The sequence below is a fragment of the Pseudomonas vancouverensis genome, assembly GCF_004348895.1.
In the GTDB taxonomy this organism is placed as follows: Bacteria; Pseudomonadota; Gammaproteobacteria; order Pseudomonadales; family Pseudomonadaceae; genus Aquipseudomonas; species Aquipseudomonas vancouverensis.
Genome location: NZ_RRZK01000017.1, coordinates 1 through 20,172 on the forward strand (window position 1 = coordinate 1; position 20,172 = coordinate 20,172).

Sequence of the window (20,172 nt, forward strand, 5' to 3'; positions counted from 1 at the left end):
ACTGATCGGCCGGAATCATATGACTCATCATCAGGAAGCCGACGGTGTCCATGCCGAGCTCGCGGGCATACTCGATGTGCTGTTTCGACACATCCGCTTCGGTGCAGTGGGTGGCGATGCGTACCACCCGGGCACCCGCGTTGTAGGCTGCTTTCAGGTCATGCACCGTGCCGATGCCAGGTAACAACAAGGTGGTGATTTTGGCGTGACTGATCACATCGGCGGCAGCTTCGATCCACTCCAGATCGGTGTGGGCGGCGAAGCCGTAGTTGAAGCTCGACCCTTGCAGGCCGTCGCCGTGGGCCACTTCGATGGCGTCGACTTTCGCCTTGTCCAGCGCGCGGGCAATGTCCTGCACGTTCTGGATCGAGTACTGGTGACGGACCGCGTGGCTGCCGTCGCGCAGGGTGACGTCGGAGATGTACAGCTTTTTGCCGGGATTAAAACTCATGTCGGTCTCCTCAGGCGTTGAGCATCGACTGCGCCATGCGCTCGGCGGTGGCCAAGGCAGCGGAGGTCATGATGTCGAGATTACCGGCGTAAGCCGGCAGGTAATGGGCGGCGCCTTCGACTTCAAGGAACACCGAGGTCTTGAGGCCGGAGAATTTCCCAAGGCCAGGAATATTCAGCGGTGCGTCTTCAGGGATGACGTCAAACTGAACCTTCTGTTTCAGGCGATAGCCCGGTACATAGGCGTTCACCGCAGCGGCCATTTCTTCGATGGAGGCCTCGACTTTGGCCTGGTCAGCGGCTTCGGACAGCACGAAGACGGTGTCGCGCATCATCAGCGGTGGCTCGGCCGGGTTCATGACGATGATCGCCTTGCCCTTGGCCGCACCGCCGATCACCTCGATGGCTTTGGAGGTGGTCTCAGTGAACTCGTCGATGTTGGCGCGGGTGCCGGGGCCGGCCGATTTGCTGGCGATCGAGGCGACGATTTCGGCATAGTGCACCTTGGCCACGCGCGACACCGCCGCGACCATCGGGATCGTCGCCTGGCCACCGCAGGTGACCATGTTGACGTTAAGTCGATCGAGGTTTTGCTCCAGGTTGACCACCGGCACACAGTACGGGCCTATGGCTGCTGGGGTCAGGTCGATCAGGCGAATGCCGGGTTTAATCGAGCGCAGAAACGCGTCGTTCTTTACATGGGCACCGGCCGAGGTGGCATCGAAGACGAAGTCGATGTCCTTGAATACGTCCATGCCAGTCAGGCCTTCGACGCCTTCGTGGGTCACCGCCACGCCCATGCGACTGGCGCGGGCCAGGCCATCGGAGGCCGGGTCGATGCCGACCATCACGGCCATTTCCAAATGCTTGGCGTTGCGCAGGATTTTGATCATCAGGTCGGTGCCGATGTTGCCGGAACCGATGATGGCGACTTTCAGTTTGTTCATTGTTGTTGCCTCATTTACACGCAAGTCGCCGATCATTCGGCGCTGAACTGCACGCCGATTCGACCAATGCCTTCGATGTCGGCCTCGAATCGATCATTGGCCCCGACGGCCACCATCGGTCCGAGCGCCCCGGTCAGGATGATGTCGCCGGCTCGCAGCGGATCGCCCAGGCGGGCCATGGTTTGTGCCAGCCACACGGCAGCATTGAGTGGGTGCCCCAGGCATTCGGCACCGCTGCCGCTGGACACTTCTTCGCCATTGCGGGTCATGCGCATGCCGGCCTGGCGCAAGTCCAGTCCATTAAGCCGACGGACCGGGCCACCGAGCACGAAACAGCCGCTGGAAGCGTTATCGGCCACGGTGTCGACGAAGCGGATGTTCCAGCCCTGCACGCGGCTACCGACGATTTCCAAGGCAGGTACAACCCAGCCGGTAGCCGCCATGACATCGGCGAATGTGGTGTCTGCGCGTGGCAGATCACCCTGCAGAATCAGTGCGATTTCGGCTTCGATCTTCGGTTGCAGCACACGGCCCAGTGGCACGGTCTGGTTATCGCCGTAACACATGTCGGCGAACAAGGTGCCGAAGTCCGGCTGATCCACACCCAACTGACGTTGCACCTTGGGATTGGTCAGGCCGATCTTGCGGCCGACCACGCGTCGGCCACTCGCCACGGCATGGTCAACGTTGAGGCGCTGGATGGTGTAGGCCGCTTCGGCATTGTCTTCGCCGATCTGCTCGCGCAACGGCCCGATGGCTTCACCCTGGGCTTCGGCCCGACGCAGATCAGCGGCCAGCCGTTGCAGTGTTTCTTGATTCAGATTCATCTCAGCCTCGCGGATCAGTGGGTCAGGAAGTCCAGGACCATGCGGTTGAATTTTTCCGCGTGTTCCCACTGCGCCCAGTGGCCGCAGCGGTTGAACACATGCAACTGCGCCCTGGGCAGGCCAGCCAGCAGGCGCAGGCCGGTGTCCATCGGCACGAAGCGGTCCTCGCGGCCCCAGACGAGCAGGGTTTCAGCAGCGATTTCATGCAGGCGATGGCTGAAGTCGGGAAACTGCTTGGGGTTGAGGGTGCTGCTCTGGACGAAGTTGTCCAGGTGATCGCGGCGCGCAAGGATGTTGTCCAGGCGAGACTGGAACAGTTCATCGGTCAGGCTGCTGGCGTCGAACACGAAGACGTTCATCATCTTCTTCAGGTTGTCGATGGTCGGGTCGCGGTACAGCGCGCCGATCAGCTTGATGCCTTCCGTGGGCTGCGGGACAAACGCACTAGGGCCACCGGTGCCGCCGCCCATCAAGATCAGTTTGCCAATGCGGTCGGGGTACTCAAGGGCGAAAGCGACTGTGCTGTGGGCACCCATCGAATTGCCGATGATGTGCACCCGGTTCAAGTCCAGCGCGTCCAGCAGGCCCTTGAGCGCCTGTGCGTTGAGGTTCGAGCGCGAGCCTGCGCTGACCACCGGGTCGCTTTTGCTCCAGCCCGGGCAGTCCATCAGGATCACCCGATAACCGGCATTCACCAGTGGCTCGATATTGCGGTTGAAATTGGCCCAGCCGCTGGCGCCAGGGCCGGAGCCGTGAAGCATGACCACGGTTTCGTCGCCCTGGCCAACGTCGTTGTAATGCAGTCGCAGTTGCAGTTCGCCCTCGTGGATATCGGCAAAACGGCTGGTGGACGCTTCGGTGAATGCAGTGGCGATCATGACAGTTCCTCGGATACGCAAGTGAGTATTGGGCGGGCGCTCAGGGCGGCGAATCCTGCGATCCACTCGGGAATGGGTCGGTAGTAACGGCCTTCGCTGTGGTAGGGACCGAACGCAGACAGCGCCGCAAAGGCGGCCGCCCAGGTTTTCACCTCATGGGTGGATTTACCGGCCAGGGTCGACAGTTCGTCGTTACCCAGGGCATCGAGGTCGGGCAGTCGTTGCTGCTCAAGGGTCTCGATGAAATGCCGGTCCCAGGTTGGGTTGAGCGGATGCAGGCTGTGCTGATCCTCGACAAAATCCCGGGCGGCCTGGATGACCCGGTCCTGCCGCGCCTGGCGCTCATCGGCCGGCAACTGCCGGCCGCTGCCCATCAGACGGTCGGCCATGCGCGCGTCGATCTTGGCCAGTTCCGGCACCGGTGGCTGGTGGGACAAGCCTCCGGAGGCGAGAAACAGCACGCGCTTGTCCAGCGACCTGGCCCACCGACCGATGGCCTCGCCAAGCAAACGAGCACGATTGAAGCCGGGCAGGGGCACTGCGACGCAGTTGATGAACACCGGAATCACCGGGCAGCCACGCAAACCGCCGAGCAGCAATTGCAGTGGCTGGGCGAAGGCATGGTCGACCTGCATGCGATAGGACACGGCGGTATCGACACCGGCGTCCAGTACCGATTGAGCGCAGGCTTCGGCCAAGGCCTTGGGCACATCCAGCGGCCCGGCGGCGGTGTCGAAATCGCCGATGGCGTCGGCGGCCATGCCGATGCAGAACGCCGGCATCACATCGTAGAAAAACCCGTTGTAATGGTCGGGCCCGAACAGGATGACCAGTTCCGGATCGAAGCGGGCAATACGTTCCCGGGCATCGGCAACCATGCCGTCGACTTCGACCAACACTTCGGGCGCCGGGTCGACGAAACCCACCAGCGGCGTGTGCGACATGCAGTGCAAATAGGCGCTCATTTCAAGCCACCTTGCTGGTAACGATCGCTGCGATCGGTTGTGGCAAGGCCTTGAGGGCCAGCGCCAGTTGATCGCAGGCCTGGCCAACGGTTTGCGGGATTGCCAGGCCAGCCAGAAAACGGTCCGGCCGTACCAGGGCAATGGAGGATGAACCGCGGGCAAACCATTCCTTGAGGCGACCGCTGCTGTCACCGACACGGATCACGTCCGGACCGGCATCGCTGGCAGCGCGCAGCTGGACATCGGGCAATACTTGAATGAAGCGTGTGCCCAGCGCCTGCCATTGTTCGATTTGTGCCGGTGTCAGGCCCCAGGTCGGATCGCAGCCCCAGGCGATGATCGCGAAGTGCTTGCCGATCACTTCATCGAGCAATACCTGCTCGCCGGCTTCGGTCAGCACCCGCGGCTGGATGAACATCTTGCCCACCGGCGAGGTTTTTTCGCTCGGTGCGATCAAGGCGCCCTGGGCGTATTGCGGCATCGGCTTGAAGCGCATTTCGAGGAAGTAGCGTTTGACTGGCGGCACATAGTTCAGCAACCAGGACACACCATCACGCAGGGTGCCTTGCCAGCGCTTCGGCGGCGCCAGGACATGACCGGCGAGCACGGAGAGATCGATCATTGCCTTGGCGTGATCGCGACGCTCCTGTTCATAGCTGTCGAGCAGACTGTCCGCAGCCAGGCCCTTGATCACCAGCGACAGCTTCCACGCCAGGTTGGAGGCATCACGCATGCCGCTGTTGTAACCCTGGCCTTGCCATACCGGCATGATGTGCGCGGCATCGCCTGCCAACAGCACCCGACCCTGGCGGAACTGGCCGGCGAGGCGGGCGTTGTGGGTGTAGACGCGGCTGCGGATCAATTCGATGTTGTCCGGGTTCGGCAGCACTTTGGCCAATAGCTTGCGCATGTTTTCCGGCTTGCTCAGCTCGGCTTCGGTTTCACCGGGCATGACCATGAATTCGAAACGGCGTACGCCGTGGGGCAGGGCAGCGGACACATAAGGGCGCACCGGGTCGCAGCACAGATAGACATGCGGTGTGCTCAGCGGATCGTTGGCAATGTCGACGACGATCCATTGGTTGGGGGCGGTCTTGCCTTCAAAACTGATGTCGAGGTTGCGTCGCACCAGGCTGTTGCCGCCGTCGCAACCGATCAGGTAACGGGCGTGCAACCGTTCGTCGCGGCCTTGGGAGTCCTTGAGGTTGAGCACTACCGAGCCAGCGGTTTGCTCAAAGCTGTCGAGCTCGCGGCTGAACAGTACTTTGACGTTGTCAAAGCGCTGCAGGCCTTCGAACAGCACGCGGTCGGCCAGGGGCTGGATGAACGCGTTGCGACGCGACCATCCGAACTCGTCGGTCTTGGGCTGGATATCGGCGAAGCAGCGTCCCTTTGGGGTCAGGAATCGCATGGCGTGCCAAGGGGTGGTGTGCGGTAGAACAGCATCGGCCAGGCCGACCGACTGGAAGGTGCGTAGGCTTTCGTCGTCCAGGCCGATGGCGCGGGGGTAATCGATCAGACTGTCGAGCTTTTCCACCAAGGTGACATTCACGCCACATTGCCCGAGGTAATTGGCAATCATCAAGCCGACAGGGCCAGCGCCGACGATGGCAACGTCGGTGGTCAGCTCCAATGTTGAGGGGGTGGGTGCAGGACTCATGGATATCTCCGTACAGCGCTTTTGGATTTCTTGTTGGGCGCAGTATGGAAATCACAAGGCTAGTCGACAACGACAACCCTTGTTAGTGTGCACTAAGTGCACATAATTGATTTACAACAACAAAGGATCCAGCCATGAGCGAGACTGAATACAAACCAGTGCGTGGCCTAATGCGAGGTCTGGCACTGATCAATGGCTTGAACCGCTTCGACGGCGGAGCTAGCACCGCACAACTGGCTGAGCAGAGCGGATTGCACCGCACCACAGTGCGCAGACTGTTAGAGACCTTGCAGGCTGAAGGTTATGTGCGGCGTAGCGAGTCGGATGATAGCTATCGTCTGACGTTGAAAGTGCGCGAACTCAGTGAAGGTTTTCGCGATGAGCAGTGGATATCCTCCATCGCAGCGCCCTTGCTCGGAGAGTTATTGCAAGAAGTCATCTGGCCCACCGACCTGTGCACGCTGGACGGCGATGCCATGGTCATTCGCGAGACCACCCATCGCTTCAGCCGCCTTTCGTTTCACCGCTCCATGGTTGGCCGGCGCCTGCCGTTGCTTATGACCGCGACTGGGCGTGCGTACTTTGCGTTCTGCCCACCCGCCGAGCGGGAAGAGCTGATTGAATTGATGATCGGCCGCGAAGATGAACAATCAGCGCTGGCCGCCGACCGCCGTTTTGTCGAGCGATTGGTGGAACACACCTTGGCCAAGGGCTATGGCGAAAACAACTCTCATTGGGGGCTGGAACGTAAGATCGCCGCCATTGCGATCCCGGTCGCGCACGAGCAACGAGTAATGGGTTGCCTGAATCTGGTGTACATCGCCAAGGCTATGTCGGTCGAGGAGGCTGCAAGGCGTTATTTGCCGGCGATGCGAAGGGTGGTTCAACAGATTCAGGATCAGTTGGGCTAGCGCCTGCGTGTGGTTATTCAAAATCATGAACAATGGTCGGATTGTCTGCAGCGCCCGTCACTCAACGCACATCCGAAAATACCGTTTCATGGGCGGCTGGATCGCGCAGGCTTTCGAGCAGATTAATCAAACCAGCCTCGTAATCTGTCCCTTCCCCCAGCACATGAGCAAACGATCCAAGAGTGTTGAGTTCGAACGCAATGGGCACGAGCAAGCCTCGGTCCATGAAGTAAGCCGCGACACGTTCCGACGCCCTTGACATGAGGTCGCTCAACTCTAGCAAACACAGATTTGCAATAAGCGAGGATGACTCGACCTATAAGCAAGCGGGCGTTGTCCGACGCTCCTGCTGTGGAAATCGTTACTGCTTAACCTCACGAAAACAACCAGCTTAAATTCTTCGGCATGACGAGGGAGGCTTCGCAATGGGGATTGATTGTCAAAACCCATCATGAGCGTAGAAGGAAGTGAGCGCATTAGCACACATATCCTTGGCTGATTTTTTCAAGCTCAGCCTTTACGAGTTCGTATCCCCCTCTATTTTGAATGGCTTGCAGTGGTGTGTTATCGCCGAAGGCGACTTTCGGCTGATTTAACCAGGCGTTAGCCTTATTTTCGTTGCCGAAGACCCGCTCGGCTTGACGCTGAATTGACTCAACAGAATCCATTGTTTGCACTCGCAGGTTTGCTGGCGTGTGTGCCGTTTAGCCTACAGTTGTGTTAGGCGTCGGGCGTTGGAACAGTATCCACGAAACGCTTTGATGCCTCGCTCAATGTTCATCGAGAGCAAACAAACGAACACGAGCCAAGTCATCTGGTTGTTCAATCCATTGAAGCTTCTGTGGTTGAAGCTGTTTTCCCAACAATCATAAGCTACGAAAATAATAAAAAAGCAACGATTAGGGGAAAAGCTGAGCCGTCCCAGGGAAACCGCGATGATCTCGCCGCTGTCATGGATGTCGGTGGTGGTAATGCTGATGGGCGTGGGCGACTAGCCGATCCAGTTCCAGCTGACCTTCGCTGCGATCTGCCGATCTTGCTGAACACTGTGCTGGGGGTGCGCGTGTACATCGGGATTTAATGGATCGTTCTGGTGCCGTGCGAAATGCTCAGGGGCAATGCGGGGTTGGTTTCATTGTGGGCAGCCGGGCCCGGTTGACGTATTCGGTGTGATGGCGATGGTGTTGTTGATTGGCGTGCAGGAGGGGGGCGCTGAGCTTGTGCAGTTTTTCTGCTTTGCCCGCGATGATATGAGTGTTCACCCTCTCCAAAATTTCACGAATCAGAGATTCATCCACGTGACGTATGAATGCCCTTGGGGAGTACAGCCCCTGAGAAAAATCCATCAGGACATAGAAGGAGGGAAGTGGGCTGGTGGCCATTTTTCTCAGGTTGGACAGGGTGACATCGACTTTCAATGAAGTGGTGCGGGTGGACTTTACTTGGACTTTACCTGCAATGATGGGCTCATGGAGCGTTAACTGTGTAAGCTCGCTCGCTTCCTGTTCGACCTCGACGAAGACGTCCCATCCGTGTTTGTCAGCGTTGCTTTTGTTTGCGGTCACTGCATCGACGGAGCAAAAAGCCATGAAAAAGTGCTCACCACCCGCTCCGATATCGCCCATACACTCCTCTAACTTCTGATCTGTTCACTGATTGGCGGCAGCTCATCGCCTCTCGCGGCGGCGCGTGACTTAGCTTGCTTACGAAGACAACGCTTGAGAGTGAAGTTGCGACGCATAATCCCCCCTCTTAAGAATACTGGATGTTCAGCCAAGAATGCTGGGCACCAGCTATGGACTATCCGCTTTTTGAAATGATGTGATGTGTTTGAGAGATCGATTTCAGTAGTGATGGAAGCAAGGGAGGGTGATCCGCTGGTGCGATGCTAATCACTAGGTTGTTCCGCGGGAAGCGGCGTTGAGAGCAGTATGTCGGGAATGGATAGGGTCTAAGCGTAGCCCGCAGCTTTAGCGTTCGGCGTTGACCGATGCCCGAGGAGACGGCTCCTTGATCGTCCTTTGAAATGCCAGCGATACGAGGGGCGGGGGCAGTGTCAAAGGCGTGCATTGATCCATTCCCAGACAATCTTGCTAAGCCAGCCCTGATGCTCCCCGTTGTTCAACTTAGTGACGAAAATGCGGTCATTGGCATCCAGTCTGGCGCGAAGGTCGTCAGATATCTGGTTCGCCGTAGCGGTGCTGCTAACCCATCGAACCGTTTCAAGGCCCGGATCGCTTACGTTTGGATAGCGATCCAAATGCTGAATGAAGGCCTGTCGAGCTTGAGCGTAATTACCGCGCTCTTTGTTGATGTTCCAGGTCACCATAAAGACAGCCATTGATTGCTCCTTGTTGAATCGAGGGTGGCGTGACCGAGATTAAGCGAAGGCGAAACGAGAGTCTACTTTGTGTGCATACACTCGCTATTCATTAATTTTGATGGAAAAAATGCGACTGATGCAGGGCACACGCTTGCGCGAAGCACCGTTTGAGAATCCTCAAGCCAAGCTCTGTTGACTTGGCGCACGCAATCCCCGCCCCGAACCCTTGCGCTAGATTTGCGAAAGTCAGGGGCGCTGCGATTCCTAACCTGCCATCTGCTCCTCTTCGTCGATTGATTCAATTTCCTCGTTGGCTAAAACATCTTCGGGCATTTTTAGACCGTTCATAAAATCTCTGACCGTTTGAGCAGGTGATGTGACGAGGTCAAATGAGCGCCCCTTGTGAAGCAGCATGATGAGGCGTGCCATATCGACGTAATATTTATAGGTGGTCTGGACATCGTCGTGACCCATCTGCGCGGTAAGGACTTGCGCGGTCGCAAGATACAAGGCATCCAGCGATTCCGTCAGTAGCCTGTCACCAAAAGTCGCAATGATATGTTGCGTTGGCCACCAATGACGGCTCTGATAAAATGCCAAGTGCGCCCGGAACTCGGGATGAGTTTTGATGATTTTGTTTTTTGTATAGTTCGTACGGGACGCAATCATGTTTTCATCGATTGGCTCTCCCTTTTTGTTCAGGAACAAGACGCCCAGTGGGCAGGCATGTCCATACCGTTCTTTATAGAGCAGTTTTCTGGTGGTGTAATAAGGGATAATGTAATTTTCTTCAAGGGACTTTAAATCTGCCATATGGATGGTGATTTCACGGTCTTTGTTTCCCTTGCTCTTATACACGGTATAAGATGTTGTTATCCGATGTTTGTCCATTTCTGAATAGGGCGAGATATGTTTGTTGTCTTTATTGCCGATATAAGGAAACTTTGCCAAGTCCATCGGGCGCATCGCAGTGCCAAGTGCCAAGTTGAACATGGCCGCATAGACAGGGTCGGAATAGTTTTCAAGTAGGAGTTTTATTTCGGGATCAGTGATTAGGAAGTTAGATCTTTTTTGGCGATTTTTTTTGTCCAAGACACGAATGTTGCTCGCATTAATCTTGCTCCTGGCCATAAGTTGCACATAGTTGAGCATGCGCCTACTACGAAAATTTGCACGCCATGTTTTCAAGGTGACATGGACGTTGGTCAGATAGCCACGGTCATTGAGCCACTTGAAATACACCAGCAAAATTTTGGCATCCTCATAAATGGTCTCTGACGAAGGACGGAGTGATTGTGCTTCTACACGATCAATTTGACGCTGGACTTGCCAAAGCTTAATGTCTCTATTGTCAGCCAACACGTGATACAGGCCCAGTGCTTTATTCTTCATTTTTTCCTGAGTGGATAGGAAGCGATAAAACATGGAAATAATACTGGCATAGCGCTTTGACGTTTTTATAGAAGCACGCGTTTCTGAATGCAAAAACATATTAGGATGCGAGAGCAAGATGTTTTTCCCGTCTTGCCCTGCAATGAGGATGCAATGCGAGACATCCATCAATACCTCAGCACTGTTGTACGTGATCTCTTTTGATTTTATTGTCAGCATTATGGATTATCCGTGTGCAAGGCCCGATTGAATTAACTGCCAGGATTTATTTTAAAGAAGTTAACTTCATCAAATCCCCATGCGATGGCAGGCTGGTCGGCATTGTCCGCGCCTTTGACCTCCTCGGGTGGCAGTAATGATTTGTAGATTCCAAGTCTTTGTAGTTTTTTTTCACTTTCTGAGCCGGAAAAGTGTGGAATGTAAATGCTTGTTTTGAATGTGTTTGGAATATGCCTTGTAAAAGCAATAATCTCACTGCGACTGAACAGCGGCAGTCTGACGATCAGGCTGACTTCCTTTGGGAGGCTTATGTACTGATCGGCAAATAATTTGAATCGTGAGATGTACCGGTCGGAGAAGAAAATAACACGGACGCCTGATGTGTTTGCATATTTACTCAACTTGTCGCGAATTTTTCTAAGCTCGACATTTTTCTGATCCTCGAACGTGTCAAAGTTTTTCCCGCGTTGATAGTCAATGCAAAGCGCTTCAATATCCAAGTCGAATACAAGCTTAGTGTTCTTCGATGCCTCGGTTTCTTTTGCAAACGACGAGTTGGCGTCCACACCCAAGGCTAACTTGAGTTCCAACCTTTGAATCTGGCTCAGCAAGTCGGCATTGTGAAGTGTCTGTCTCTCGAGCGAGACGCGTATTTGGTTACTTTCCAATAGCACAATATCGCTGTTCATGAGCGAGGTGATGTGCCTGTCCAATTCCTTCTGAAGCGTCTTCTCGTGTTCAGCCTTAAGACGTTCAATTTGCTCGGTATACTTCGCCTCAACCTCGTTGACGGCTGTCTTGGTCTGCACTTGTGACCGGAGTTCGTTACCGTTGACCAGATCGGCGACATCACGCTTGCCAGCGATGTACGGTTTTAGATCGCCGTAGTAACGGTCAAGTGCCTGGCGGCTGATGCCAGCCCGGTCTGCCACATCCTTGAGCTTAAGCTTTGAACGGTTTCCGGAAAGGTGATGTTCCACAATGATCTCGATCAAGAGCTTGCGGCGCTGGGCGCCGCTGCCTTGTTCAAGCGTGTCTGGATGTACGCAAGTTTGAGTGGTCTGCTGCTCAGACATTGCGCGCCTCGATCAACTGAGGACCGGAGTGGCCAGCAGCGTTAAGGTTATTTAGGTGAATTTGTGTTGCCTGAATCCTGCGCTGCAGTTCGCGTTCCGCCGTAGAACTCAACTTGCCGGTCGAGTTTTCCAGAACGGTTGTATAAAACGTAATGTTGTCGCTCAGCGCTTGTTTGGCAGAGGCCAAGACAACGATTTTTTTGCAATCCATCTGGCAATTAGAGGGATCGGGCATGATCAACTCACCTTCCACATGCTTACCATGCAAACAAGGGGGCAGGGATTCGCGGGTGAAATGCTCCCCAGTCAAGCAGTAGGTACCGACTGCAGTTCGGCGGATGAAAATGGGCTCGCCGGCGGAAAGCAGATGGCTGATATAGGCCATCAGCGACACCTTGAGCTGCTTGCCGCTGAATTCATCGGGACGCTTCAGGATTTGCTGATAGATACGCTTGGCTGCGTCACCCGAATGAGCGCCGAATCGGATTCCCGCGACGATTTCATGAAATTCCCTGGTGTAGTTTTGCTCAATGGCAATTGCAACACTGCGAACCATCAACGGATTGCGCGCGATGTAGCGCATGGTCATCGCGTAGCTCTTATGCCCAAAGAGCGCGCGGATGATATCGATGTTCCGTTCATCCCGATTGATCAGGATTTCTGCGATGGTTTTGCGAAAGCGATGGCAATGCAAGCGATCAATAGGCAGTTCGTTTTTCAGTTGAATAATGATGTAATTGATCAGCGCAGGGGTCGCTTTCTTCACGGTCTTGTTGGATTTCTGCGCCTGGAACAAAAAGCCTTGTTTGACAAACGGCTCAATACTGCGCAGGTCCTGGTATTGCATGACCAAGTCGCCGATAAATTTGGGGATCGGCAGTCTGTCATCTTCACCGTGCGTTGGACTGGCAGCCGTTTTCCAGCGGGTAATTTTGAGCCAGTAATCACCATTGCCATCAATTTCAAAATCCGCGAAGCTCATCACCGCGAGCTCCGATTTCCTGGCCCCTGTCACCAACGCCAGCAGAATGAAAATCGCGTTACGAATGCCATCGAGCACATCGGCGTAACCTTCGATCCAGGTGTACGAGTAGTAATCGACACCTTCCTTGGCAAATTTGCGAATGCTGGGGCGCATCACGGTCTTTTCTTTGACTGTGATGGTCATGAGTTGCTCTAGCTCTTCAAATCGCTCTCGACGAGTGACGAGCTTGTCTGCCAGATGAATGAATTTGCTTTCTACCAGGTAGTCCTTGAGCTTCTTCAGTTCTGGCATGACCCCCTCAACCCAAAACATTGAGTAGTCGATCAGAATCTCAAGGTCCTCTTCGGAATAGGAGACCCAGCTATCCAAGGTGCCCTGGAAGCGCGATTTCACTACCTCCTGACGCCGCTCCGGGATGTCGATTTGTTCAAGAGCGATATCCAATCGAAGCTCTTCAGGGATCAGTTGGTGCTCCGAGAGGTTGATCCAGAGCCTGATCAGCTTGAACAGCGCAAAATAATGGTGTTTGGCCTCACTTTCTTTGGCGGCCTCAAATGCCCGGAGGATCAATGGCAAAGAGATCATTCGAAGATGATGAGGCTCGGCGGTCATCCTGTTGGCCGAAAAAATGTACTGTTCCAGGATCTTGTATTCGTTGCCCCATGACTTTGTCGTCGAGTACGAACGGATGTAGCTGAAGGGCGAGAATTCTGGGATCACGTGATAGATGAGTACGCGTTTCAGCTCATTCGATCCGGGTACCTTGCGATCAAAACGCACATTGTTTGGAAAGCTATGTTTGCCATGTGGGAAATACCAGATGGCGTCTCTATAGTTCGAGCCTTTGGCGACAGGAAATTTGCCGCCTGTGACTACCAATTTGCTCCCCAAGGTCACTGAAGGCGTGGCAACGGGGGACTTGAATTCCTCCTGCAAAGCTTCCAACTCCTCAAGCTCGGACTCTGAGTAGTCGGCTTCCATTTCCTGGAGCAGGTGCTCTGCCTCGGATTCACTTTCCTCTCCATCATCAGTGTATTCTTTCTGGGACGTGTTCTTGTCCTCTTCCTGGTCAACCTCATCACCGATGAAGTCGTCAGTATCATGGGTGGACGGTGCAAATCCGTTCAGAGGATCAATATCGGAGAGGTTTTCAGCCGTTTCAATGGTTTCGAAAGCTGAGGTTGTATTAACGTTAGACATTGTATTCCTCACTCTCGAAAATGATTTCCAGGATGTTCAGGTCTCGTGGCAAGAGTGGCGACTCCCGGCGGCGGTATCGTGCTGCGGTCGTAATCTCGTTCTCATCTCCCCACTCATCCAGAATGAACTGAAGAACCTCCAGCTCTTTGCTCAGCCGTGAGCTGAAGCCCGACTCCTCGGCATCGCCCAACAACTCTTCCAGGTGTGACGCGCGCTCCATCAGGAATGGGAGTGAGTCTTCAAACACACGAAATTGGCTGCAAAAAATGCATTCTTTGATGGCAAAACATTTGCGGCCCGTGCTTACGATGATGTCCGAGCCCACCCAGTCGGGTTTCGTTTGGTTGGCACACCCCCACAGCGCTCGCGGTTTACCCGGGATGTGAAAGATCTTGAGGTTCGCCGAAGCCTCTGCCTGAGCCTGTTTGCCCAAGAGTCCTTTAAACTGCCGTGTGCGTAGCAGTTTGACCACTTCTTCCAGTTCCGAGCGCAACCGTTTCAAACGCTCATAGTGAGCGGCGCTTGAACTGTCATAGAAGATGTCAGTGGTCTCTCGGTCTTTGTGCCCCATCGTCATGGAGAGCAAGGTGATTGGATGGTGCTTTTTCTTGTAGAGAAGCCAGGTAGGCCTGAAGCGTCGCGTAAGTTCGATTGCCGAGGTCAGTCGCTTGCCGTCATCGATGACCTCGTACTGTTTGAGGAACTGTTGAACACCCACCGGGAAGGTCTTGGGGTGTGCAATTGAAGTGTGACGTCCGCCCTTGACCCATTCACCCCACGGCCGGATGCATAGAAACATCGGATTCATTCTCTCTTCCGGCGCAAGAACAGAAATGACGTCGAATGGGTAATCGGCGAGTGGGCTTGAAAGCTCGACGGCCAGTTGGATGAGGTTATAGAAGCTGAACGGATCATCATTGCGGGTAGGCATGTTGATCCGTTTTGGGGCATCGAAGGGTTTACCAGCGCCCTGGGAACGATGCTTTTCCGAAAAGACGACTTTGATCGCTTCCTCGATAGTCCCCGTTAGCAGGTGCTCGAAATTGTCTTGGTCGAGCGCCAAAGCGGTTTCTTTGTTCCATCCAGACTGGAACATCATGAACATAAGGACTGCTGTCATGTCCGTGATGGTCGGGTAATAAAGCCCTAGCACTTCGTCGAACTTGAGGAGTTGCGCTCCATTGGTGCTTCTATTTGCCCACGTCAGTCGGTGCAACAAAATCGCGATGATGTCGTCGCAATCTTCGGGGACAGTGGTCACTGTGGCCTGGCGATATTTGTTGTAAAGCTCGTCTGAGCTGAACTTGAACGGGAAACCATGGACGATGAACGTCTTTACGATTCTGGCGTAATCGACCTTCCAGTTAGCAAAACCCTTGCCTTCTACTGAGGCTTCTTCCTGTTCTTTTTGTTCTTGTTGCGCTTCTTGATCTTCTTGGGTTTTTTTGGGGGCTCCAGCGTTGGGGTTGTCGCGATGGTAGATTTCGATGAATTTGCTGATACCCTTTGGGTCATCAGTCAGCGCCTTGATTTCCGGATCAAGGCATTTTCTGAAACGACTGTGATAGCTTTCCTTGTTAGCTCTTTTCTTCTTTTTGAACTCATTCTTTTGCCATTTGAACAGCCATTCCTTGGTTGGCGTTGGACGTACTTCCTCCATAACCGTTGCGGCATCGTAGGGTTCGGCTTTTTCTACTTGTGCGCGAAACATGAGCTTTTTAAACACCGCGATAATGTGCGTGGTGATGGCCAGCTCAAAAGATTCAAACCCGTCAGAATTCAGTGGTGGTGTTCCGTTTTTTCTATCCATCGCCACGATCGGGAGCGCAATAAGTGGAAGTTTCCCGGTATCCTTGGGAACCACCGTCATGGCTGCTTTCAATTTCTCGGCGCACGCGACCGGGATATTTTTGTCACGTATATAATTAACGAAGCCACTAAATACTTCCGCGTTGATGTCGGTGTACTTTTTTATTTGCAAAGGCTCAGGATTAGCGAGGTTGTGCATCGCCATGTAATCAAGAAAATGCTCAATGCCGGATCGGAGTAAGTATCCATTCGGATGAGTGCGATCGGGAGCATAAAGCAGGAACAACCAATGCAACGACCTACAAACATTGGTGGCCGGAATGTAGTTCGGGCTCATCAAGTAACGGCAATCGATACGCATTCCGTTAATCGATTCAACTTCGGTAATGCTATGGTCAAAGGCAGTCATTTAAACACCGCCTTTGTATATTTGATTTGATTGCTTTGCTTTATGTGCCTCCCAGGCACTTTCCACCAGTGCCCTCAGGTCATCCAGGGTGCCGCTGTTCAGCAGCCGAACATCGTCGGTAGCTTGGTCGATACCTAGCTCCGAGGAGTGCGCATTCACCTTCTGAAGATCGGGGCGCGTGATATGCCAGATTGAACCTTGATGAGCGCGCAGGAACGACGCCTCATTCTCAAAGCGGATGTCTTTGATAATGATTGTTCGAGCGTCTTGCGTAAGTTGCCCTCTGTGCTTGAGCAGCATCACTGGGCGAGCGGCTCGTCTCTGATCGTAATCAGGGAAGAGGGTGTAGGCGTGGTGTTTCAAAAGCTCAATGGCTTCGCTTGGGGCCAGTCCCCAGTACTCATCTTTTATAGCTAAGCTGGTGGGGTTCCAGACTTGGTCGTCAGTGAAGTCGAAAAAGGCTTGGGCGGCTAAGGCGAAAGGGGCATCCGGGGAGGTAAGGTTGGCTGGGAAGGAGTAGTCCTTCACCCCCGCTGGTGGGTTGATTTCTCGGTCTGCTCTCATCAGCCAGTGGTCTGGGTTATGATTGCGCAACCATTCAGTTCCAACCGTTTGAAAGAACTCTCTTGGCGAGCGGCCCCATAGTTCAATGGCCTTCTCTTTCATGTCGTCCTGCCAAGCCTCCTCATCGGTAAAACCGAAAAGGGCTTGGCAACCAACCTTGAGAGGGTCGGCTAAAGCAAAGGCGGCCACCCCCGGGTAGGTCAGAAGCATTGATGCTACGGTGTCTTTTCCTGATCTGGCTAGGGCTGCGAGGCCAATGATTGTTCTCACGGTGGACTCCTGATTTTTTGCTCAAGCCCTCTATCTCGGGGCTTTTAAGCGCGTTTACGTTCTGTAAAAAGGATTGTATCCCTTTGACGTTTACATTCACAACAAACGGAAAACAAGATTCGACTTACGCCTATCAGGGCGGCGGTCGCGGTTTGTCGGTGGAGCGTATCGCCACGCTGGAAACCTTCGTCCAGGGTGATCTGCGCCCGGACCTCACCCTGATTTTCGATTTGCCGGTGGAAGTGGGTCTGGCCCGTGCCAGCGCCCGTGGTCGTCTGGACCGCTTCGAGCTTGAAGGGCGAGCCTTCTTCGATGCGGTGCGCAGTGCTTTCCTCAAGCGTGCCGAGGCCGACCCTGCGCGCTACGTGCTGGTCGATGCCGCACAGTCACTGGCACAGGTGCAGCAATCACTGGATGCCTTGTTGCCACGCTTGCTGGAGTTGAGCCGTGGCTGAGGCCTACCCATGGCAGGACAGTCTCTGGCAGCAATTGGCCGGTCGTGCGCAGCATGCACACGCCTACCTGTTGCATGGCCCGGCCGGCATCGGCAAGCGGGCTCTGGCCGAGCGATTGATGGCCAGCCTGCTGTGCCAGCGCCCCAATGGCCTGGAAGCCTGTGGTGAATGCAAATCCTGCCTGTTGTTGAAGGCCGGCAGTCATCCCGACAACTACATCCTGGAGCCGGAAGAGGCCGACAAGGCGATCAAGGTCGACCAGGTCCGCGATCTGGTCAGCTTCGTGGTGCAGACCGCGCAGTTGGGCGGACGCAAGGTGGTGCTGATCGAACCGGTCGAGTCGATGAACATCAACGCGGCCAACGCTCTGCTCAAGAGCCTGGAAGAACCGTCTGGCGATACCGTTTTGCTGTTGGTCAGCCATCAGCCCAGCCGTTTGCTGCCGACCATCAAGAGTCGCTGCGTGCAGCAGGCTTGTCCGTTGCCAAGTGAAGCCATGAGTCTGCAGTGGCTGGCTCAGGCACTTCCTGAATGTTCCGCGGAAGATCGCATCGAACTGCTGACACTTGCCGCGGGCTCGCCATTGGCGGCGGTCAATCTGCAGGCTCAGGGTGTCCGTGAACAGCGCGCGCAAGTCGTGGAAGGGGTGAAAAAACTCCTCAAGCAACAGCAGTCACCCACGCAACTGGCCGAGGAATGGAAAAATATTCCGATGTTGCGCCTGTTCGATTGGTTCTGTGACTGGTCGAGCCTGATCCTGCGCTATCAATTGACCCAGGACGAAACCGGGCTTGGCCTGACCGACATGCGAAAAGTCGTACAATACCTGGCGCAGAAGACCGCTCAAGACAAAGTCCTGGATATGCAGGACTGGATCCTCGCCCAGCGTCAGAAAGTCCTGAGCAAGGCCAACCTCAACCCGGCCTTGCTGCTCGAAGCGTTGCTGGTGCAATGGGCGTCCCTGCCTGCGCGGATATGACTGTCAGCGCCCGGACTTTGAATCAGATCATCGGCCGGTCCCACTCATTCGATGTAAATTGCGGCCCATTATGCTCGTAGATTCCCACTGCCACCTTGATCGCCTCGACCTCAACGCCCACAACGGCTCCCTCGATGCTGCGCTGGATGCGGCCCGTCAACGCGGGGTCGGTCACTTCCTGTGCATCGGTGTCAGCGCCGACAATGCCGCGGACGTCAAAGCCCTGGCCGAGCGTTATGAGGATGTCGACTGTTCGGTTGGCGTGCATCCACTGGACGTGCAACCCGGTGCCGCCCCGGCGCTGGATTGGCTGTTGCAGGAGCTGAATCACCCGCGCGTGGTGGCGATCGGCGAAACCGGTCTGGACTATCACTACGAGCCGGAAGCGGCAGAGGTGCAGCAGGCCTCGTTCCGCCTGCATCTGCAAGCAGCGCAACAGACGGGCAAACCGGTGATCATTCACACCCGTGGCGCCCGCGCCGACACCCTGGACCTGTTGCGAGATGCGGCGTTGCCCCAGGCGGGCGTGCTGCATTGCTTCACTGAGGACTGGGACATGGCCAAGGCTGCGCTGGACATGGGGTATTACATTTCCCTGTCCGGTATTGTCACTTTTCGCAATGCCGACGCCCTGCGCGATGTCGCCAGCAAGGTACCTGCCGATCGATTGCTGGTGGAAACGGACTCGCCGTACCTGGCGCCGATCCCTCATCGGGGCAAGCCGAACCTGCCGCAGTACGTGCGTGAAGTAGCGGAATTTCTGGCAATGTTGCGGGGCGAGTCCTACGAGCGTTTTGCCGAGCAAACCACGACGAATTTCAAGCGACTGTTCCCGTTGGCTCACGTGAAAGGCTGAATCGCAGGCAAAAAAAACCCGGGTTCTGGGGGGTGAATCCGGGTTAAGACCATTAGGAGTAAAACAATGGCACGCGGTCCGTTGGTACCAATATCGGCGTGACACTTGGGGGAGATGCCCCGCCGACAGTTCAAGTATTGATCAGTATTTGCCCCAGTCCAGTTTGTCTGTGTCGGTTTTTAAACAAATTTGGAATACGTGCGCTTCAGAAGAGTTCTCATCAAGGCGCAAGCGTGCGCAAAATGACCAGAAATAACAGTTATGGTCGGATGATCCGTGCATTTTGGCGCAAGTTAGGCATAATACGCGGCTTCGAATTTTGACCCGAACAGACCTTTTCTTATGCATAAAGAACCTCGTAAGGTCCGTGAGTTTCGCCGCCGCGAGCAGGAAATTCTCGATACCGCGCTCAAGCTGTTCCTCGAACAAGGTGAAGACAGTGTCACCGTCGAGATGATTGCTGATGCCGTCGGTATCGGCAAAGGCACGATCTACAAGCACTTCAAATCCAAGGCGGAAATCTATCTGCGCCTGATGCTCGACTACGAGCGCGATTTGAACGAGCTGCTGCATTCGGCCGATGTCGACAAGGACAAGGAGGCCCTGTCCCGGGCGTACTTCGAATTCCGTATGCGCGACCCGCAACGCTATCGCCTGTTCGATCGCCTGGAAGAGAAGGTGGTCAAGGGTAACCAGGTGCCGGAGATGATCGAGGAACTGCACAAGATCCGTGCCTCGAACTTCGAACGCCTGACCCTGCTGATCAAGGGGCGTATCAGCGAAGGCAAGCTTGAAGACGTGCCGCCGTACTTCCACTACTGCGCGTCCTGGGCGTTGGTGCATGGCGCCGTGGCGCTGTATCACTCGCCGTTCTGGAGCAATGTGCTGGAAGATCAGGAAGGTTTCTTCCAGTTCCTCATGGACATCGGCGTGCGCATGGGCAACAAGCGCAAGCGCGATACCGATACCCCGAGCAGTTGAGCCATTCAGCTGCCTG

17 protein-coding genes and 3 pseudogenes are annotated in these 20,172 nt (G+C 55.0%); 6 read left to right on the forward strand and 14 right to left on the reverse strand.

What is annotated here, in order from left to right; genetic code table 11:
• The 6 genes and pseudogenes from EIY72_RS13045 to EIY72_RS13070 all read right to left on the reverse strand — a co-directional run.
• Positions 1–451, reverse strand: a pseudogene (locus EIY72_RS13045) (4-hydroxy-2-oxovalerate aldolase); the annotation flags it as partial.
• Between the two features lie 10 nt (positions 452–461).
• Entirely contained in the window at positions 462–1,397 is a 936-nt protein-coding gene (locus tag EIY72_RS13050; protein ID WP_093215980.1) for an acetaldehyde dehydrogenase (acetylating), read from the reverse strand.
• A 32-nt stretch (positions 1,398–1,429) separates the two neighbouring features.
• On the reverse strand, positions 1,430–2,224 hold the full coding sequence (gene mhpD / locus EIY72_RS13055) for a 2-keto-4-pentenoate hydratase (protein WP_093215985.1): 795 nt from the start codon (positions 2,222–2,224) through the stop codon (positions 1,430–1,432).
• Between the two features lie 14 nt (positions 2,225–2,238).
• On the reverse strand, positions 2,239–3,102 hold the full coding sequence (locus EIY72_RS13060; protein WP_093215990.1) for an alpha/beta fold hydrolase: 864 nt from the start codon (positions 3,100–3,102) through the stop codon (positions 2,239–2,241).
• The gene (gene mhpB, locus EIY72_RS13065; protein ID WP_093215995.1) at positions 3,099–4,067 is read right to left on the reverse strand and encodes a 3-carboxyethylcatechol 2,3-dioxygenase; all 969 of its coding nucleotides are present in this window, start codon (positions 4,065–4,067) and stop codon (positions 3,099–3,101) included. Before mhpB ends, EIY72_RS13060 begins: the two co-directional genes overlap by 4 nt.
• Before the next feature lies 1 nt (position 4,068).
• On the reverse strand, positions 4,069–5,727 hold the full coding sequence (locus EIY72_RS13070; RefSeq protein ID WP_093216000.1) for a bifunctional 3-(3-hydroxy-phenyl)propionate/3-hydroxycinnamic acid hydroxylase: 1,659 nt from the start codon (positions 5,725–5,727) through the stop codon (positions 4,069–4,071).
• A 134-nt stretch (positions 5,728–5,861) separates the two neighbouring features.
• On the opposite strand from EIY72_RS13070, the gene EIY72_RS13075 reads away from it, so the two are divergent.
• A complete protein-coding gene (locus tag EIY72_RS13075; RefSeq protein ID WP_093216005.1) occupies positions 5,862–6,638 on the forward strand; it encodes a DNA-binding transcriptional regulator in 777 nt (258 codons plus the stop codon).
• A gap of 61 nt (positions 6,639–6,699) precedes the next feature.
• Here the strand turns inward: EIY72_RS13075 and EIY72_RS29920 are convergent, their stop codons facing one another.
• Together EIY72_RS29920 and EIY72_RS13080 are read right to left on the reverse strand one after the other, a co-directional pair.
• The gene (locus EIY72_RS29920) at positions 6,700–6,852 is read right to left on the reverse strand and encodes a hypothetical protein (RefSeq protein ID WP_157720924.1); all 153 of its coding nucleotides are present in this window, start codon (positions 6,850–6,852) and stop codon (positions 6,700–6,702) included.
• Positions 6,853–7,114: 262 nt separating this feature from the next.
• Entirely contained in the window at positions 7,115–7,306 is a 192-nt protein-coding gene (locus tag EIY72_RS13080; protein ID WP_093216014.1) for an MbcA/ParS/Xre antitoxin family protein, read from the reverse strand.
• A 267-nt stretch (positions 7,307–7,573) separates the two neighbouring features.
• On the opposite strand from EIY72_RS13080, the pseudogene EIY72_RS13085 reads away from it, so the two are divergent.
• Positions 7,574–7,837 (forward strand): annotated as a pseudogene (locus EIY72_RS13085) (ABC transporter permease); the annotation flags it as partial.
• An 857-nt stretch (positions 7,838–8,694) separates the two neighbouring features.
• Here the strand turns inward: EIY72_RS13085 and EIY72_RS13090 are convergent.
• The 6 genes from EIY72_RS13090 to EIY72_RS13115 form a co-directional block, all read right to left on the reverse strand.
• Entirely contained in the window at positions 8,695–8,979 is a 285-nt protein-coding gene (locus tag EIY72_RS13090) for a hypothetical protein (protein WP_093216022.1), read from the reverse strand.
• Positions 8,980–9,225: 246 nt separating this feature from the next.
• Entirely contained in the window at positions 9,226–10,572 is a 1,347-nt protein-coding gene (locus EIY72_RS13095; protein ID WP_197678822.1) for a site-specific integrase, read from the reverse strand.
• Between the two features lie 32 nt (positions 10,573–10,604).
• The gene (locus EIY72_RS13100) at positions 10,605–11,648 is read right to left on the reverse strand and encodes a hypothetical protein (RefSeq protein WP_093216025.1); all 1,044 of its coding nucleotides are present in this window, start codon (positions 11,646–11,648) and stop codon (positions 10,605–10,607) included.
• Complete coding sequence (locus EIY72_RS13105) at positions 11,641–13,833, reverse strand: tyrosine-type recombinase/integrase (RefSeq protein WP_093216029.1); 2,193 nt, start codon at positions 13,831–13,833, stop codon at positions 11,641–11,643. Before EIY72_RS13105 ends, EIY72_RS13100 begins: the two co-directional genes overlap by 8 nt.
• A complete protein-coding gene (locus EIY72_RS13110; protein WP_093216034.1) occupies positions 13,826–16,051 on the reverse strand; it encodes a hypothetical protein in 2,226 nt (741 codons plus the stop codon). Before EIY72_RS13110 ends, EIY72_RS13105 begins: the two co-directional genes overlap by 8 nt.
• Positions 16,052–16,885, reverse strand: a complete 834-nt coding sequence (locus EIY72_RS13115) for a deoxynucleotide monophosphate kinase family protein (protein ID WP_231985524.1) — start codon at positions 16,883–16,885, stop codon at positions 16,052–16,054.
• Between the two features lie 116 nt (positions 16,886–17,001).
• Between EIY72_RS13115 and EIY72_RS13120 the strand changes: the two are divergent.
• From EIY72_RS13120 to EIY72_RS13135, 4 genes and pseudogenes are all read left to right on the forward strand, one after another.
• Positions 17,002–17,340 (forward strand): annotated as a pseudogene (locus tag EIY72_RS13120) (dTMP kinase); the annotation flags it as partial.
• Positions 17,333–18,319 carry a DNA polymerase III subunit delta' gene (locus EIY72_RS13125; protein ID WP_093216045.1) on the forward strand — a complete coding sequence of 329 codons (987 nt, stop codon included), beginning with the start codon at positions 17,333–17,335 and terminating at the stop codon, positions 18,317–18,319. The pseudogene EIY72_RS13120 and the gene EIY72_RS13125, both read left to right, overlap by 8 nt.
• A gap of 70 nt (positions 18,320–18,389) precedes the next feature.
• A complete protein-coding gene (locus tag EIY72_RS13130; RefSeq protein WP_093216051.1) occupies positions 18,390–19,175 on the forward strand; it encodes a TatD family hydrolase in 786 nt (261 codons plus the stop codon).
• Positions 19,176–19,517: 342 nt separating this feature from the next.
• Positions 19,518–20,156, forward strand: coding sequence for a TetR/AcrR family transcriptional regulator (locus EIY72_RS13135; protein ID WP_034149949.1), 639 nt, complete (start codon positions 19,518–19,520; stop codon positions 20,154–20,156).
• The last annotated feature ends 16 nt before the right edge of the window (positions 20,157–20,172 follow it).